This window comes from Gilliamella sp. X-57 (assembly GCF_057063565.1).
Genome location: NZ_JBXSQI010000025.1, coordinates 1 through 16,669, shown reverse-complemented (window position 1 = coordinate 16,669; position 16,669 = coordinate 1). Strand labels below are relative to the sequence as shown.

Genomic DNA, 16,669 nt, shown 5'->3' with positions numbered 1-16,669 from the left:
ACAGCCTAAAACCGATAATTGAGCATAGTCTACAAACTATTACTTTAAATCACCATGCTTTTTTCAATAAACTTAGCTTTTTACAAATCAAACTGATAGTTGATATTTTTGCAAAAGTAATGTGTTGTGTATCACCTTGATAAGCTTAGGTATCCAACTACCATTCAGAGCCGATCACGAATTTTCTGCAAAATGAGGACATATTGTAGGTAGCCTTAATAGATAGGAATATGTTAATTAATAACAAAAATAGCTATTAAACTTTTATGTTGATTAGGTTAGTTTAGTATTTTACTCACAAACTACATTCTATTTTTAAAACCAAGTAGTCAATATGTAATTTTATGATCGTACTTACAATTAACAAAAAAATGTAACTAAAGTGAATAATAGCTCGCAAATTAATCCTAATACCGTTTAAACGATATTCAAGATCAATGAGTACAATACTTAGCTACATGCGTATTAACGTTAGTTTAAAGATAAACTTATCTACAAGAATTGTAGTGTAAAAAAGCTTCAGATAAAAGCGTGTTTAAGTATAAAAATATAGCGATTTGCGTTATTTACCAGCATAATAAATCTGTGTTAAATTATCATCCCGAATAATATTTATACTAATTTTATCATGAATCAAACAACTAATCCGTCACCAATAAGAACGGGTGGCTTTCTAAATACTATTGAACGAATTGGAAATAAGATCCCTGATGTAACCACACTGTTTTTTTATGCTTTAATCATCTGTTTTGTTGCTTCTTTATTACTCTCTTGTGTGAACTTTAATTTTATTAATCCTGTTACGCAAGGCAAACTGGTCGTTGTCAATATGCTGTCCCCCGATCATCTTGTCACTTTTTTTACCAAGATGGTGCCTAATTTTGTCTCTTTTCCACCACTTGGCATCACAATTGTGGCAACATTAGGTATTGGTATTGCTGAAAGTAGTGGTTATATCCATGTGCTACTTAAAAAATTACTGGCTATCACCCCTAAAAAATTAGTCACTCCATCGGTTATTTTTGTCAGTATGGTTTGCCATATTGCTGCTGACTCGGCTTATGTGATTTTAATGCCTGTATCAGCGATGATGTTTTATGCAATCGGGCGCCATCCGCTGGCGGGTATTGCTGCTTCATTCGCTGGCTTAGCTGGGGGATTTAGCTCAAGTTATACGCCGTCAATTATCGATCCAATTATGCAAGGATTTACCCAAAGTGCTGCACAAATTATCGATCCTTCTTATCAAGTCAATGTACTTTGCAACTATTTCTTGAGCTTTGGTGGTACCTTTTTTGTATTGTTAGCTTGCTGGTTTGTTACCGACAAAATCGTCGAACCTCGTTTGAATGCAACCATGCCTTTAAATAATGATTTAAAGTTAGATAATATTGCCAATTCACCAGCAATCACACCAGTTGAGAACCGTGCATTTAAAGTCGCTTCAATTGTCTTTTTAGCGATTGCTATTGGTTTAGTGTTATTATTATTACCAGAAAACTCTTTATTACGTGCGCCTGATGGAAGCATGACGAGTAATAAAGCACCAATTATGCAAATTATTGTGCCATTATTATTTATATTTTTCGCCATTCCAGGTTTAATACATGGTTTTATAACCGGTGCATTTAAATCGTCGCGCGATATTGTCAAAGCAATGGAAAACATCACTAAATCTCTTATTCCATTTATTGTTTTTGCTTTCTTTTGTGCACAATTTCTATATGTCTTTTCTCACTCACAAATTGGAACATTAATTGCGATTGGCGGCGCTGAGTTTTTAAAAGCATTGCATCTACCTTCAGTGGTCACAATCTTCGGTGTGATAATTCTAACAAGCATGTTAAATGTGTTAATTACTTCAGCATCGTCTAAATGGGCCATATTAGCGCCGATTTTTGTACCCATGCTTATGTCAGTTGGCATCTCACCAGAATTAACGCAAGCCGCTTACCGTATCAGCTCGGCAGTCAATGTCAGTACACCTATGTTTGCTTTTTATCCTTTGATTATTGCTTATTGCCAGCAATACTGCAAAAACACCGGTGTAGGCACATTAAGTTCAATGATGATTCCTTATACCATTGCACTGCTTATTGCATTAACAGTCAATTTATTACTCTTTTGGTTCTTAAGTTTACCAATCGGTTTTGACAGTGGTTATATCTATCCACCTGTAAATTATTAATCACCATAAGGAGTCAAAGTATGATGAATATTACCGAACAATTAGTTGAGCGTTTTTTACGTTATGTCAGTATTCCAAGTCAAAGTGCTCTTGGATGTGCGCATGTCCCATCAACCCCAGGGCAAACAGAATTAGCCAAATTACTCAAACAAGAGTTGATCAAGCTTAATCTACAAGATGTTCACCTTGATGAGCATAGTATTGTAACAGCTAAACTACCAGGCAATAATCCAAATGCACCGAAAATTGGTTATGTTGCCCATCTTGATACGGTCGATGTTGCCTTATCAAATAAAATTAACCCACAGAGAGTGACCTTTACCGGTCAAGATATCCTGTTGAATAAAGATAAAAATATCTGGTTTAAAGTTGATGAACATCCCGAATTGAATAAGTACCTTAATGATGAATTGATTGTGACGGATGGTACAAGTGTTCTTGGGGCTGATAATAAAGCCGCCATTGCCATTGTAATGACCATGTTAGATCAATTACAACAAAAAAATCTTACACATGGCGATATTTATGTGGCATTTGTACCTGATGAAGAAGTAGGTTTAAATGGTGCTAAGAAACTTGATTTAAATCGCTTTAAACCCGATTTCGCTTATACAATCGATTGTTGTGAACTAGGTGAAGTCGTTTATGAAACTTTCAATGCTGGCTCTGCAACCATTGAGATTACAGGCGTATCTGCTCATCCAATGTCGGCAAAAAATGTTTTAATCAACCCTATCTGTGTAGCTAATGATATTATTAACTGTTTTGATAGTTTCGAAACACCTGAACATACCGAAGGTAAAGAGGGTTATTTTTGGTTTAATGATATTGTTGGCAATCAAAGTACCACAACATTAAAAATGAGTATTCGTGACTTTGATTTCGCTAAATATGAAGCACGTAAAGCTTATATCCAAGAAGTGGTGAGCTTTATTAGCCAAAAATATCCAAGGGCTAAAATTGAGTGTAAAATTACCGATATTTATAGCAATATAGCTAACCATTTAGGTAATGATCGCCGCAGTATTGATTTAATTTATCAATCATTTGAGCAACTCAAGATTCAGCCAAATACGATCGCTATGCGGGGGGGAACGGATGGTTCAGCACTTTCTGCTAGAGGCCTTACCACACCCAATTACTTTACTGGTGCACATAACTTTCATTCGTGCTTTGAGTTTTTACCATTATCATCATTTCTTAAATCTTTTGAAGTAACGATGAAAATTATCGAATTAGCCGCCAAAGATAAATAATATAAAAAAGAGGGGGGGATATCTCCCTTTTGAGCATACTGATAAATATAAGAATTTATTCTGTTGACAATGTAAACATTGAAAAGGTCTAACCAAAAATGAAGTATTGAAGATTTATGAGATAAATGGTGGGTCGTGAGCGATTCGAACGCTCGACCAACGGATTAAAAGTCCGCTGCTCTACCGACTGAGCTAACGACCCATTTGACAAAACCACTTTACATTTAATACTTAAAGCTACAAGCGATTTCGGGTTGGTATAATACTTATAATTGTAAGGCTACGCAACCCTTTTATTGTCATTTTCATGCAATAGCTGGTTATTTATACACTTCACTTTAGCGATGCTAATTTTTTATTCGCACGATCAACTATATTCTTATCTTTTGGGTATTTATTTACCACTTGTTGGAAAACAGTTTTAGCTTTTTTCGCATCCCCTTTATCAAGTAAAATCAATCCTACTTTATAAAGGCTATCAGCAGCTTTCGGAGATGATGGAAAATCTTTTACGACGGTTGCGTAATAAAATGAAGCATCGTCTTTTCTGTTTTGTCTATATGAAAGTTGACCAAGCCAATAATTAACATTAGCTCGGTACTTAGACTTTGGGTAGGTTTTTAAATACTTTTGAAATGCGGCAATAGCCTCATTATTTTGTTTACCATCATTAACAAACTGCATTATAAAATTATAATCGGCTTTATCATCACCTGAAGTCCCCCATCCTGATAAATCTGACGAAGAAGATCTTGATGAGGTCGAGTCAGAAGATGGTGTTGAACTATTTTCTTGTGAGTCAGAATTAGAATTCGATGAAAATCCAGAACCATTAGCCATTTGCTGAAAAATCATTTTTTGACGTTCAATTATTTGATTAAGTTGATATTTTGTTTCTTCTAACTGACCACGAAGGGTATCTACATCAGCTTGTAAATCGCTAATTTTTTGTTGGTTTTGAATCAACAACTGCCCTTGGGCTTGAATGGTTCGATCGATATCAGAGCTACCCGCAGCACAACCGTAACCAGTGAATAAAAGAAATAAGAACAATGTCAGTATTTTTTTATGCATATTATTTGACTCGTCGTGAACTTAGAAAATAAAAAACGGCTGAATAATCAGCCGTTATAAAATGCAATTAATATCCAGCATAGGTTACTACAGCGCGACGGTTTTTAGCATAAGTCGCTTCATCATGACCTAATACAGCTGGTTTTTCTTTACCATAAGAAACGATTTCCATTTGGCTTGCAGATGCACCATTACTTTGTAAGTATGACTTAACTGCTGCAGCACGACGTTCACCTAAGGCGATGTTATATTCTGGAGTACCACGTTCATCAGCATGACCTTCGATAACAACTTTTAGGTTAGTTGAACGAATAAATACAGCGTGCGCATTTAATAAAGTTTCATACTCAGATTTAACATTGTATTTATCAAAATCAAAATATACTGTATTGATTTGTTGTAATTTTTGAAGTTGCTCTAAAGCTTCTTTTGATAAAGTACCGTTTAAATTACCACTCTCGTTGTGGCTGCTATTAGACGAACATGCAGTTACAGCGATTAATGGTAAAGCAACCGCGGCTACTTTAAAAAATTTAGAAAATTGCATTGTATTAACTCCTTTTGTTTAAATAAATTATTACTTATATATTATACATCTAACCAACTTCAAAGTAACACTTGTTACCAACCTGAAAGATTAGACGTATATATTATAACGCCCTTATACTTAACACAATTTTAATCATCGCAATATTGTATAAATGCTAGGCTCTTCTTATAAATATGGTGACCATGCAGGGAATTTTACTTGCCCATCGGTTGCAGGTAACCTTGCTTTAAAATTACCATCGGTAGAAACAAGATTCAAAATGGTACCTAATCCTTGTGATGAACTATAAATGATCATAGTACCGTTTGGCGCAATACTTGGCGTTTCATCTAAAAAAGTATCTGTTAGACGTTGATAAGTTTTTGTATCCATATCATATCGAGTAATATGTTGTTCACGATTATTAGTTGAGATCATAGCAATAAAAGAACCATCAGGTGACACTCGAGCATTTTGATTTTGCGTATTATCCCAAGTTACTCTCTGTGATTCCCCCGTATTGATGTTGATACTATATAATTGAGGACGACCCGCTTGGTCAGACGTGTAAACAATAGTTTGATTATCCGGCATCCAAGATGGTTCTGTATCATTACTACGACTAGAAGTAATTTGCGTGATTTTTTTGCTACTTAACTCCATCATATATAAATTTAAGCTTCCCCCTTTAGATAAAGCAAAAGCTAATTTACTACCATCAGGAGAAAATGCCGGAGCGCCATTATGTTGAGGAAAAGATGCAATTGTTTGAACAGCACCGCTCTCTAATGTTTTTAAAACCAATGCAGAATGACCGCCTTCAAAAGTCACATAAGCCAATTTTTTACCATCAGGTGACCAAGTAGGAGACATTAACGGCTCTTTAGAGCGATGAACAGTGGTTTGATCATAACCATCATAATCAGACACTCTTAATTCATGCGAAAAAGGTCCTTTGGTTGTTTTAACAACATAAGCAATTCGCGTTCTAAATGCACCTTTAATACCCGTTAGTGATTCAAAGATTTCATCACTAGCAGTATGTGCCGCATAACGAATCCAGCGTTTTTCAATAGAAAATTGGTTTTGTGCCAGAACGGTACCAGGACGGTTGACTGTATCAACTAATTGATAATTTATAAGGTATTTTCCAGATGCATCAGGTTGAATTGAACCAACTACAACAGCTGAAACACCAAGATTGTTCCATACCGCAGGAGTAACCTCTGAAGCAGTGGTTGGTTTTTGAGGCATTTGATTAACGTCAATAGGATTGAACTTACCGCTGTTACGCAAATCAGAAGCAATAATATCTTCAATAATTTGTGGCGGCTCTCCACCACCAGTCCATTTAAATGGAGCAACAGCGATTGGTTTAGCAGAACTCACTCCATCGGTAATGATAATTCTGACCTCAGAATTAGCCATCGTGGTAAAAAATAAAATAAAGCAAGTTGTCAAAAAGCGAGAAGCGAATTTGATCATCTTAAATTCCTTAATAAAAGCAAGAAACATTGAGTTAAATTAAACATAAACCGAAAAACAGAAAAAATTTTTGAAAATTAATGTATTGCCGTTAACTAGCTCCACATACTAAACTTTACAAAACATAAACAATTTTATAGCGAGAAAGATAGCCGATATCAAGTAACAAGTCCATAGTCTTTAAAATAAAAAGATTTGTGTAATAATAATGCCTTTACTATATAAAATACTCAAAGTAATAATAAAAAATTATTCTATTTCAAGTATCTATACTAATCCTATTTAAATAAGGTTTAAAGAGTTTGAAAAGATATTTTTATACATGAAAAAGAACGAATATATCAAAAGATATACAATTTTGGTGGTGCCCATAAGAAAGCGATAATTTTGCTTAAAAAGATGCCATTATTTTTGGCAATTTTCACAATAAAAAGTATTACGCTGTCCTATTTTTTGTGATTTTATTTCTATTCCACAAATTATGCACGGTTCATCTTTGCGCCCATAAACTTGTAGCTCTTGTGCAAAATATCCAGGTTTGCCATCAGACTGAAGGAAATCCTTTAGTGTTGTTCCGCCTTGTTCAATTGATTTGGTAAGAACCTGTTTTATGGAAGCAACCAACCTTTCCAATTCATTTAATTGTAAATCTTTTACTTTACGATTGGGATTGATTTTTGCCATAAATAACGATTCAGAAGCGTAAATATTACCGACTCCAACCACAATATGATTATCCATAATCCAGCTTTTAATGGCAACTTGTCGATTTCGGGCTTTTTCGAATAGATATTCCGCTGAAAATTCATTACTTAAAGGCTCTGGTCCTAAATGTTGTAATTGAGATATTTCGTCTAATGAATTTGCCCAAAGCCAAGACCCAAAACGCCTAGGATCGGTATAACGTAATATGACACCATTACTTAAGACAAGATCGATATGATCGTGTTTTTCTGCTTTTTGGCGATTTTGTAAAATACGTAAGCTACCTGACATGCCTAGATGAATCACGATCCAATTATTAGATAACTGTAATAATAAATATTTTGCACGCCGTTTTATATCTAAAATCACTTGTCCATGAGCATTACTTATAGCCCTATCAACTGGCCAGCGTAATTTAGATTGTCGAACAATAATTTTATCTATAGTTTGTCCCTTTAAATACGGTAAGATGCCTCGGCGACTTGTTTCAACTTCCGGTAATTCAGGCATATTCTTCTCTCCTAATTATTCAATAGGTCTGTAACCCAAGTTGGCGCTTGCTGAGCAGGCACTGACTGGTTATTGCCAGAGCATAAGCTCTGAGGATTAATCGTCCATACAGGTAAAGATCGAATGCCACTTCCATTACATTGCCACCGCCCATCGCTATCAATAGGTACCATAAAAATATTTTGAGGTTGTTGTAATACTAATTTCTTTGGTGGATTATTTTGTAAATATTCACTATAAATTTTTAAAGCACCCGTTGCACCTGTCAATTTCATTGGAGAATGATCATCTAAACCAATCCAAATAACAGCAACATTTTTACCGTCAATCCCTGTAAACCAGCTATCACGAGAATCATTACTTGTACCTGTCTTAGCGGCTAAATTAAACGAACCGTATTTAGCTTTTAATGAACGAGATGTCCCAGAATTAACCACTTGTTGCATAGCATAAGTAGTTAAATAAGCCGATTGTTGAGATACTGCCTGAAGCTGTTGTGGATAGCGTTGATAAACAAGCTCACCTTTATCCGTCAATACATATCTTAAAATAGAAAGTGGAGAACGTTGACCATTATTAGCTATCGTTTGAAACATCTGTGCAGTTTCTAATGGTGTTAATTCTAAAGCACCAAGTAACCTTGATGGTAAATTAGGTATACGCTCTGCGGGTATGCCCAACGCTTGTAAAGTATTCTTTGTGGCATCAAGCCCCAATGCCATACCTAAATTAACAGTAGGTACATTGAGTGAAAGCGCTAGGGCGTCGACCAACATAACACGATCGCGGAATTTACGATCATAGTTTTTCGGTTCCCAATACCCCCCGCCATCAAGCTTAATCGATAAAGGATTATCGTTAAGCCAAGTATTAAGTTGGTAATGCTCGGGTTGCCCAAGTGCAGTTAGATAAGTTGACGGTTTAGCTAATGAACCAATTGCTCGCTGAGTTAACCAAGCACGATTATAACCCGGATAACGCGGCTCTGCGCTACCAATAATTGCGCGAATTTCCCCAGTCTCGCGACTGACAATCACCATTGCTGTTTGTAATTCTTTATTGGTTGATGTACGCAGTTTCTCAATTTCGTTAGTGACCGCTTGCTCCGCAGCGGATTGAGCAACAGGATCAAAGGTAGTAAAAATCTTCATACCAGACAAATGATCTGCTTTATCACCTAATTGTTTTCGAAGTTCGCTGCGCACAACTTGCATAAATGCTGGTTGTGGTGAAATCACACCACCTTTAGGTAGAACTGTTAGTGGGCGCTGACTTAATAAAGTATACAGCTCATCATCAATAATACCTTGCTGCTGAGCGAGTTTTAAAACCACATTACGACGTTCGATAACTTGCTTTGGCTGTGTCCAAGGATTATATAGCGAAGCTCCTTTTACCATACCAACCAGCACTGCTTGCTGATCCAATGTAAGTTCATTAACTGGACGACCAAAATAGTAAAGACTAGCTAATGGAAAACCATGGATCTCTTCACTACCCGCTTGTCCAAAATATACTTCATTTAAATAAAGTTCTAAAATACGCTCCTTGCTATAACGACCATCCAAAATCAACGCCATATATGCCTCACGTATTTTTCGGCTTAAACTACGTTCATTAGTTAGAAAAAGATTTTTGACCGTTTGCTGAGTTAGTGTACTGCCACCTTCAGTACGACCTGTTGTTAAATTAACAAAAATAGCGCGACCAATAGAATATAAACTTACACCATGATGATGGTAAAAACGTTTATCTTCTGTTGCTACCAATGTTTGTAACAATGAATCAGGGAATTCTTTTAATGGCACAAATAACCGCTGTTCGCCATTTGGAGAATGCATCATGGTAATTAATTTAGGATCAATCTTAAGCAATCCAAAATCACGTCCTGTATCTAGATTAGTAATACGTTCGATACGATTTTCATAAAAAGTGATTCTTACTCTAAACGCTTGCTCTTCACCATCAGGAAAAGTAAAAGGCCGACGATAAACTTCGATCGCCTCATGTCTTACAATAAATTCACCTGGGCGGGTAGCTTTCGTCTCTTGCTGACGATATTGTGCACCAACTAACATAGTAATCACATCATTTAAGCTATATTCACTATCAGGCTCAAGATCAATAATTTGCCCATAAACTGCAGCGGGCAATTCCCACACATTCCCATCAATCCGCTCTTTGATTTGTTGATCGAGATAGACACCATAAATAATAGCCACAGCAGCAAATACAAGAAATAACTTAAATAATAATGTTAAGAATCGTCGCCAAAGTGTAGGCTTTGTATTTTTTTTAGGCTTTTTAGAAGATCGTTTTTTTGCTGTTTTAGTTGATGTGTTCAAACTGCACCTAACATTTATTATTCAATAAAATTAACTTATGATAACATAATTTTTTAAGGATACCTCGCTCTTCTTTTTGTAAAAAAGTTTCAGGTAAGTAGGTGTTTAAGTATAAAACAAATGCATAAATTTAAAAATTGAGCTGGGATCCAACACTTTTAACTTTTGCCAGAAACGCCTTTTTCGACTTACCTGTTAATCCTTCCGAAATAGGTAAGCTTGCAGTTAACGGATTAACAGGCTTATTATTAATATGTAATTCAAAGTGCAAATGAGGTCCCGTGGAACGTCCTGTGTTTCCTGATAGTCCAATTTTATCGCCTTGCTTAACTTGTTGCCCTGGTTTGACTAAAATTTTATCCAAGTGCATATAAGTAGTCATATACTGACGACCATGCCGGATAGCAATATAGTTACCTGCTGAACCGCTATACTTTGCAATGACGACTTCACCATTACCAACGGATAATACAGGTGTGCCACGCGATACCGCAAAATCAACACCATTATGAGGGGCTATTTGTCCCGTAACTGGATGCAAACGACGCGGATTAAATCCAGATGAAACACGCGCTTTTTTTGCTAAAGGATAACGGAAAAAGCTTTGGGATAAACTGCTACCGTTGATGTCATAATATTTACCATCATCAGCTAAAATAGCATAATAGTCTTTTGTTCCATTTTTAACACGGACACCTAGCAACTGGCTATTGGATAAAGTTTTGCCATGCATTTCTCGTGTTAAAACAACTGAAAATTTGTCACCAACTTGTAATCGTCGAAAATCCAAACGCCATTGTAAAGCGCGGGTAATAATACCAATTTCATTACTGGTTAGACCACTTTTGCGAGCATCAGCAACAAAATTAGTTTTAATATCACCTTTTATAACAATATCTTGTGGTACTACTTCAGCTGTTTCAGAACTTTCTACAAATTTATCGCCCGATTTTTCATAGATTCGAATATTATTACTTGATATTGTCCAACTAAAAGTTTGCAAATTATGGTTATCATCAGTCGTCCAGCTAATTTGTTGGCCTATTCTTAAATTTGCGAGTTGTTTAAATTTAGTCGTTAACTGATAAATATCATTTCGATTAACATTATAGCGAATTAAAATATCATGTAGAGTATCGCCGCGCACAATAGTATATTGCACTGAGTTATCTTTATCATCAACGATATCATCTAATTCATCTTTAACGATCTCATCTTCAGGAACATCTGATGATTCAGCAACTGTAGCCGTTTTTCCATTTACCATCTCAACTCTGCCATCATCAGCAAGAGAGTGGGAATTATTATTTACAGTAATTTCAACTTGAGGAGTTAAAGGAACATAAACCGTTCGATCCAAATTGAGTGGACGCCACAAAGCAGTAAATAAAATAACAATAAAAAGAACACCTAATATTGAAAAATAGGGAGTTTTAAAATTATTTTTTTCAATATCAGGAGATTTTATTTGTCTTGCCAAAATTAACCTTAACTATTTATTATTAAAATTAGTTTCTATCTAAACAATCCAACAGTTGCTGTGTTAATTTTAATAAAAATTGTGAATATGCATCTTTGGAAAGAGCAATACCTGTTCCTAATGGATTTAATTCTCCAATTCGAACATCTGTTCCATCCACTAATTTTTCAATAACTGCAGGGCTAAACTGTGGCTCACGAAATACGCATACTGCTTTGTGTTCTTTGAGCTCTTGTTGAATAGCATAAACCTTTTGAACACCGGGTTGAACTGCTGGATTTATAGTAAAACTACCTAGTTTTTTTAATCCAAACCGTGCCTCAAAATACCCATATGCATCATGAAACACAAAATACCCTCTATTTTGTACGGTAATGAGTTTTTTTGCAATGTTTTGTTCTATTTCTGCGAGCTTAATGTTGAATTCGCGCAAATTTTCATCAATCAATACACTTTTATCTGGATATAGTGTAATAAGCCTATCATGGATTGACTGCGCAATAATCTTAGCAATGTTAGGTGAAAGCCAAATATGCTCATCATATTCACCATGGTGATCTTGAGCTGTAATATCAGCAGAATGATGTTCTTCATGCTCATGCTCATGATCATCATGACTAGTTCGTAGTAACACTTTAATCTCGGGTATTGTCATTAATTCAATTTGATTTTGATTATCAATACTTTTTAGGATTGTAGGCATAAAAACTTCCATATCTTCACCAACCCAAATCACAAGTTCAGCTGACTTTAGTTTAGCCAAATCAGATGGCTTTAAATTATAGGTATGGGGAGAGGCGCCATCAGGAAGTAAAATATCAGTATCGGTCACTCCTGAAGCAATGGCTTGCGCGATAAACCCTATCGGTTTTACAGATGAAACAATTTTCGCGTTAGCATAATTAGTAATGCTTTGGATAAATACTAATGAAACAAGTATTTTTAAAAAAGAGACTAATCGTTTACAATTTAATAAAATATATTTTTTCACACCATTATCCTATATTTATAAAGTATGATAGAATAGAACTAATTATTGTTATAATATAACATAACATATTTATGGGCAAGGCTTTTGACAATATGACACCACTAATTTCGCTTGATAATGTTTCGGTGGAAATTGAGCATCGAAAAATATTATATGACGTTTCATTAAAAATACATCTGAATCAAATTATTACATTATTAGGTCCTAATGGTGCAGGTAAATCGACCTTAGTAAAAGTCATTTTGGGATTAATTCCGAACACTTCAGGAACAATCAAGCGTTCACCCAATTTAACAATTGGCTATGTGCCACAATCAATAAACTTAAATTCAACTCTACCTATTACTGTTAAACGTTTTATAAGCTTAAATAAACATTTAAATAACGAAGATATTTTTAACATATTATCTATGGTTAAAGCTGAATATTTAATCAACACATCGATGCATCAATTATCGGGTGGTGAATTACAGCGTGTTTTACTAGCTCAAGCCTTAGCAAAGAAACCTCAATTATTGATTCTTGATGAACCAACTCAAGGCGTAGATGTCAATGGTCAGGTACTATTATATGATTTAATCGCAGATGCTAAAAATCAGTTTAATTGCGGTGTCTTAATGGTTTCTCATGATCTTCATTTAGTCATGGCAAAAACAGATGAAGTAATCTGTTTAAATCATCATATCTGTTGCTCTGGTACGCCAGCAATTGTTTCTAATGACCCAGAATTTATTTCTCTTTTTGGTCAACATGGGGCATCACAAATCGCTGTCTATAAACACCATCACAATCACCAACATGATTGTTGCAAATCCCCTATTAAACAAAATAAGGTAATTGTTTTACCTAGCCATGAAAGGAAAAATAATGATTGAGTTACTATTACCATCTTTATTAGCTGGATTATGCTTAACTAGTATAACAGGACCGTTAGGTACTTTCGTTGTTTGGCGTAGGATGTCCTATTTTGGTGATACGTTATCACATGCTGCTTTACTTGGTATCGCATTTGGATTTTTACTGAATATCAATTTATTTTATGCTGTCATTTTTATAACTCTTTTACTCGCCTTAGGATTAATTTGGTTAGAAGCTCAAAAACAACTTCCCATTGATACTTTACTTGGTATTTTAGCTCATAGTGCATTATCGCTTGGCTTGGTAGTAATCAGTTTAATGAGCAATATTCGTATTGATTTAATGGGATACTTATTTGGTGATCTGTTATCAGTAACATATTCAGATCTTTATCAAATTATTATTTGTGTAGCATTTATTGGTGCTTTATTATTTTGGCAATGGAATAACATTTTATTCATTACTGTGAGTGAAGAATTAGCTTTTAGCCATGGAATTAATGTACAGATCACAAAATTACTTTTGACGCTACTATTAGCGTTAACAATAGGTCTATCGATGAAATTTGTCGGAGCCCTGATTATAACTTCTTTGCTTATTATTCCTGCCGCAACAGCCAAATATTATTCAAGAACCCCCGAAACAATGGCATTAGTTGCAATAATAATCGGTATGTTATCAGTTATTACTGGGTTGATGTTTTCATTTATTTACGACACCCCAACAGGTCCCTCAATAGTATTAAGTAACACTTGTCTATTTTTTATATCATTATTTATTTCAAAAATCATTTTAAATAAAAAGAATTGAAATCATTGCAAAACCGTATTATTTATTGCGTGTCACATCCCATTAATAAAATGGCTTTAATGAGTTGCTTGATATTTTCTAATATTATTACAATACAAATTCACCATATTAATAATTAGAAACTATGTCACTAGCAATTATTTATACGCGAGCATCTATTGGAATACAAGCCCCCTTAATAAACGTAGAAGTTCACATTAGTAATGGCTTGCCAGGCTTTGTCTTAGTTGGTCTACCTGAAGCAACAGTTAAAGAGGCCAAAGATCGAGTTAGAAGTGCCATTATTAATAGCGGTTTTACCTTTCCAGCTAAAAAAATAACGGTAAATTTATCTCCAGCAGATCTACCCAAAGAAGGAAGCCGCTTTGATTTACCAATAGCGATTGCCATTCTTGCCGCAACAGAACAAATTCCAACAGAAAATTTATTACATTATGAATTTCTAGGTGAATTAGCGTTATCAGGAAATATTAGAGCAGTAAAAGGGGCGATTCCTGCTGCTATTTCTTCCCAAAAGAAGAATCGTACCTTAATAATTTCTGCTGAAAACCAATCTGAGATATCTTTGATTCATCAAAACAATACATTAATTACTAATAATTTATTAGAGTTATGTCAGTATTTATCCAAAGAAATTGATTTACCGACAGTACAATATCGTGAATATCATGATGTTGATAATAGCTCAGCTAGTCTACAAGACGTAATAGGACAGGAACATGCCAAAAGAGCATTAGAAATTGCGGCAGCAGGAGGTCACAATTTATTATTAATTGGACCTCCAGGCACAGGGAAAACGATGTTAGCAACTCGTTTAACATCCTTATTACCTCAACTGTCAGATGACGAGGCACTTGAAAGTGCAGCAATTACCAGTTTAGTTAGCCCAAATGGCTCAATTAAAAACTGGCGGAAAAGACCTTTTAGATCACCTCACCATAGCGCATCAACCGCAGCACTAGTTGGCGGTGGAACAATTCCCAAACCAGGAGAAATTTCACTAGCACATAATGGAGTATTATTTTTAGATGAATTACCTGAATTTAATCGAAAGGTATTAGACGCATTGAGAGAACCGATTGAATCGGGTGAAATTATCATTTCGAGAGCAAACGCAAAAATAAAATTTCCTGCTAAGTTTCAATTAATAGCAGCTATGAATCCAAGTCCAACAGGGCATTATCAAGGAACACATAATAGAACGACACCACAACAAACTATACGCTATTTAAATCGACTTTCAGGACCTTTTCTTGATAGGTTTGATATTTCTATTGAGGTGCCTTTACTACCGAAAGGTACACTGAGTAAAATAACTACTCCCTCAGAATCAACTGAAACAATAAAACAACGAGTTTTACAGGCAAGAAATATTCAGTTTAAAAGAAATAATAAATTAAATAGTCAGTTAAGTACAAATGAAATTCAATGCTATTGTCAGCTATCAAATGAAAATAATGAATATTTAGAGCAGGCACTGATAAAATTGGGACTCTCTGCTCGGGCATGGCATCGAATATTGAAAGTATCACGCACAATTGCTGATTTAGATTTGTCAGAAAATATAGAACGAAAACACATTTCAGAAGCATTGAGTTATCGTTCTATGGATCGATTACTAATTCAATTACACAAAAATATTGGTTAAAAGAATTAGTCATCACTATCTACAAAATCATCACTCACATCAACTTGCGGTTTTCCACCAGATAATGTATGAAACCTTTTTGGTTTATTTATACGAGAAAGATATTTCAGCCACGTTTTTTCAAAATCTGTAGATGGTTCTTTTTTACCTTTGCAAACAGCTACAAATGATCTTTCTTCCGCAGTAGTAGGATTTCTGGTTTCTGCATCAAGATCTTTAAAAGCACAACCATGCTTTTCTAAAATCAAAGCTTCTTTAATAGTAAAATCCCCGTGTCGGGAAAAACCTCTTGGATAATTTTTATTATCAAAAAAGCGTTGTTGACTTACAAAACTCTCAGCCATGTTCTATCCTCTAGATTGTAAAAGTGTTTGGGCGAGAATTATAATTAACTAAGTTAATCTGTAAACAAAATTTTTTTATTTATATAGATGAAAATAATCAAGTGACTAAAATTAGAACAAGTTATCATTTTTTGGCAGGGGCGGAGAGTCTCGAACTCCCAACACCCGGTTTTGGAGACCGGTGCTCTACCAATTGAACTACGCCCCTAAAAATAAAGGTGGCGGAACGGACGGGGCTCGAACCCGCGACCCCCTGCGTGACAGGCAGGTATTCTAACCAACTGAACTACCGCTCCACCGAATTTGGTGTGTATATATAAAATTTAAAAGTCTGGCGGCCCCCTACTCTCACATGGGTAATACCCACACTACCATCGGCACTACGGCGTTTCACTTCTGAGTTCGGCATGGGGTCAGGTGGGACCACCGCGCTATTACCGCCAGAC

Annotated in this window: 13 protein-coding genes, 3 tRNA genes and 1 rRNA gene; 5 read left to right on the top strand and 12 right to left on the bottom strand. The window is 35.3% G+C overall.

From position 1 onward, the window contains the following. Positions 1-628 precede the first annotated feature (628 nt). Positions 629-2,188: an AbgT family transporter gene (locus tag ACYIAL_RS11090; protein WP_483751707.1), complete on the top strand. Its 1,560-nt coding sequence runs from the start codon at positions 629-631 to the stop codon at positions 2,186-2,188. A gap of 20 nt (positions 2,189-2,208) precedes the next feature. Next, the gene (pepT, locus tag ACYIAL_RS11085) at positions 2,209-3,444 is read left to right on the top strand and encodes a peptidase T (protein WP_483751706.1); all 1,236 of its coding nucleotides are present in this window, start codon (positions 2,209-2,211) and stop codon (positions 3,442-3,444) included. 126 nt (positions 3,445-3,570) lie between these two features. Here pepT and ACYIAL_RS11080 read toward each other — a convergent pair. The 8 genes from ACYIAL_RS11080 to znuA all read right to left on the bottom strand — a co-directional run bounded on the left by ACYIAL_RS11080 (position 3,571) and on the right by znuA (position 12,563). Continuing rightward, positions 3,571-3,646: transfer RNA gene (locus ACYIAL_RS11080), tRNA-Lys, on the bottom strand. 131 nt (positions 3,647-3,777) lie between these two features. After that, positions 3,778-4,518 (bottom strand): tol-pal system protein YbgF, encoded by a 741-nt coding sequence (gene ybgF / locus ACYIAL_RS11075; RefSeq protein WP_483751705.1) that lies wholly within the window; start codon positions 4,516-4,518, stop codon positions 3,778-3,780. Between the two features lie 67 nt (positions 4,519-4,585). Then, the gene (gene pal, locus ACYIAL_RS11070) at positions 4,586-5,065 is read right to left on the bottom strand and encodes a peptidoglycan-associated lipoprotein Pal (RefSeq protein ID WP_483751704.1); all 480 of its coding nucleotides are present in this window, start codon (positions 5,063-5,065) and stop codon (positions 4,586-4,588) included. A 168-nt stretch (positions 5,066-5,233) separates the two neighbouring features. Next, positions 5,234-6,529 carry a Tol-Pal system beta propeller repeat protein TolB gene (tolB, locus tag ACYIAL_RS11065; protein WP_483751718.1) on the bottom strand — a complete coding sequence of 432 codons (1,296 nt, stop codon included), beginning with the start codon at positions 6,527-6,529 and terminating at the stop codon, positions 5,234-5,236. A gap of 408 nt (positions 6,530-6,937) precedes the next feature. Next, complete coding sequence (gene mutM, locus ACYIAL_RS11060; RefSeq protein ID WP_483751703.1) at positions 6,938-7,747, bottom strand: bifunctional DNA-formamidopyrimidine glycosylase/DNA-(apurinic or apyrimidinic site) lyase; 810 nt, start codon at positions 7,745-7,747, stop codon at positions 6,938-6,940. An 11-nt stretch (positions 7,748-7,758) separates the two neighbouring features. After that, on the bottom strand, positions 7,759-10,092 hold the full coding sequence (gene mrcB, locus ACYIAL_RS11055; protein ID WP_202115342.1) for a bifunctional glycosyl transferase/transpeptidase: 2,334 nt from the start codon (positions 10,090-10,092) through the stop codon (positions 7,759-7,761). Between the two features lie 130 nt (positions 10,093-10,222). Then, entirely contained in the window at positions 10,223-11,572 is a 1,350-nt protein-coding gene (gene mepM, locus ACYIAL_RS11050) for a murein DD-endopeptidase MepM (RefSeq protein ID WP_160430401.1), read from the bottom strand. Positions 11,573-11,600: 28 nt separating this feature from the next. Further along, positions 11,601-12,563, bottom strand: a complete 963-nt coding sequence (gene znuA, locus ACYIAL_RS11045) for a zinc ABC transporter substrate-binding protein ZnuA (RefSeq protein ID WP_483751702.1) — start codon at positions 12,561-12,563, stop codon at positions 11,601-11,603. 92 nt (positions 12,564-12,655) lie between these two features. Between znuA and znuC the strand changes: the two genes are divergently transcribed. From znuC to ACYIAL_RS11030, 3 genes are all read left to right on the top strand, one after another. Beyond that, the gene (gene znuC, locus ACYIAL_RS11040) at positions 12,656-13,438 is read left to right on the top strand and encodes a zinc ABC transporter ATP-binding protein ZnuC (protein ID WP_483751701.1); all 783 of its coding nucleotides are present in this window, start codon (positions 12,656-12,658) and stop codon (positions 13,436-13,438) included. Further along, positions 13,431-14,231: a zinc ABC transporter permease subunit ZnuB gene (gene znuB, locus ACYIAL_RS11035; protein ID WP_160430399.1), complete on the top strand. Its 801-nt coding sequence runs from the start codon at positions 13,431-13,433 to the stop codon at positions 14,229-14,231. Before znuC ends, znuB begins: the two co-directional genes overlap by 8 nt. 124 nt (positions 14,232-14,355) lie before the next feature. Continuing rightward, entirely contained in the window at positions 14,356-15,879 is a 1,524-nt protein-coding gene (locus ACYIAL_RS11030; RefSeq protein WP_483751700.1) for a YifB family Mg chelatase-like AAA ATPase, read from the top strand. Positions 15,880-15,884: 5 nt separating this feature from the next. Here ACYIAL_RS11030 and ACYIAL_RS11025 read toward each other — a convergent pair whose 3' ends face one another. The 4 genes from ACYIAL_RS11025 to rrf form a co-directional block, all read right to left on the bottom strand. Continuing rightward, positions 15,885-16,223, bottom strand: coding sequence for a MaoP family protein (locus tag ACYIAL_RS11025; protein WP_160430397.1), 339 nt, complete (start codon positions 16,221-16,223; stop codon positions 15,885-15,887). A gap of 132 nt (positions 16,224-16,355) precedes the next feature. Continuing rightward, positions 16,356-16,431: transfer RNA gene (locus ACYIAL_RS11020), tRNA-Trp, on the bottom strand. 11 nt (positions 16,432-16,442) lie between these two features. After that, positions 16,443-16,519, bottom strand: a tRNA-Asp gene (locus ACYIAL_RS11015). Positions 16,520-16,552: 33 nt separating this feature from the next. Next, positions 16,553-16,668, bottom strand: a 5S ribosomal RNA gene (gene rrf, locus ACYIAL_RS11010). Between the last annotated feature and the right edge of the window lies 1 nt (position 16,669).

Excerpts from the sequence above, each read along its gene's own strand:
- ACYIAL_RS11090 (WP_483751707.1), top strand. The coding sequence starts at position 629 with ATGAATCAAACAACTAATCCGTCACCAATAAGAACGGGTGGCTTTCTA.
- pepT (WP_483751706.1), top strand. The coding sequence starts at position 2,209 with ATGATGAATATTACCGAACAATTAGTTGAGCGTTTTTTACGTTATGTC.
- ybgF (WP_483751705.1), bottom strand. The coding sequence starts at position 4,518 with ATGCATAAAAAAATACTGACATTGTTCTTATTTCTTTTATTCACTGGT.
- pal (WP_483751704.1), bottom strand. The coding sequence starts at position 5,065 with ATGCAATTTTCTAAATTTTTTAAAGTAGCCGCGGTTGCTTTACCATTA.
- mutM (WP_483751703.1), bottom strand. The coding sequence starts at position 7,747 with ATGCCTGAATTACCGGAAGTTGAAACAAGTCGCCGAGGCATCTTACCG.
- znuC (WP_483751701.1), top strand. The coding sequence starts at position 12,656 with ATGACACCACTAATTTCGCTTGATAATGTTTCGGTGGAAATTGAGCAT.
- znuB (WP_160430399.1), top strand. The coding sequence starts at position 13,431 with ATGATTGAGTTACTATTACCATCTTTATTAGCTGGATTATGCTTAACT.
- ACYIAL_RS11030 (WP_483751700.1), top strand. The coding sequence starts at position 14,356 with ATGTCACTAGCAATTATTTATACGCGAGCATCTATTGGAATACAAGCC.
- ACYIAL_RS11025 (WP_160430397.1), bottom strand. The coding sequence starts at position 16,223 with ATGGCTGAGAGTTTTGTAAGTCAACAACGCTTTTTTGATAATAAAAAT.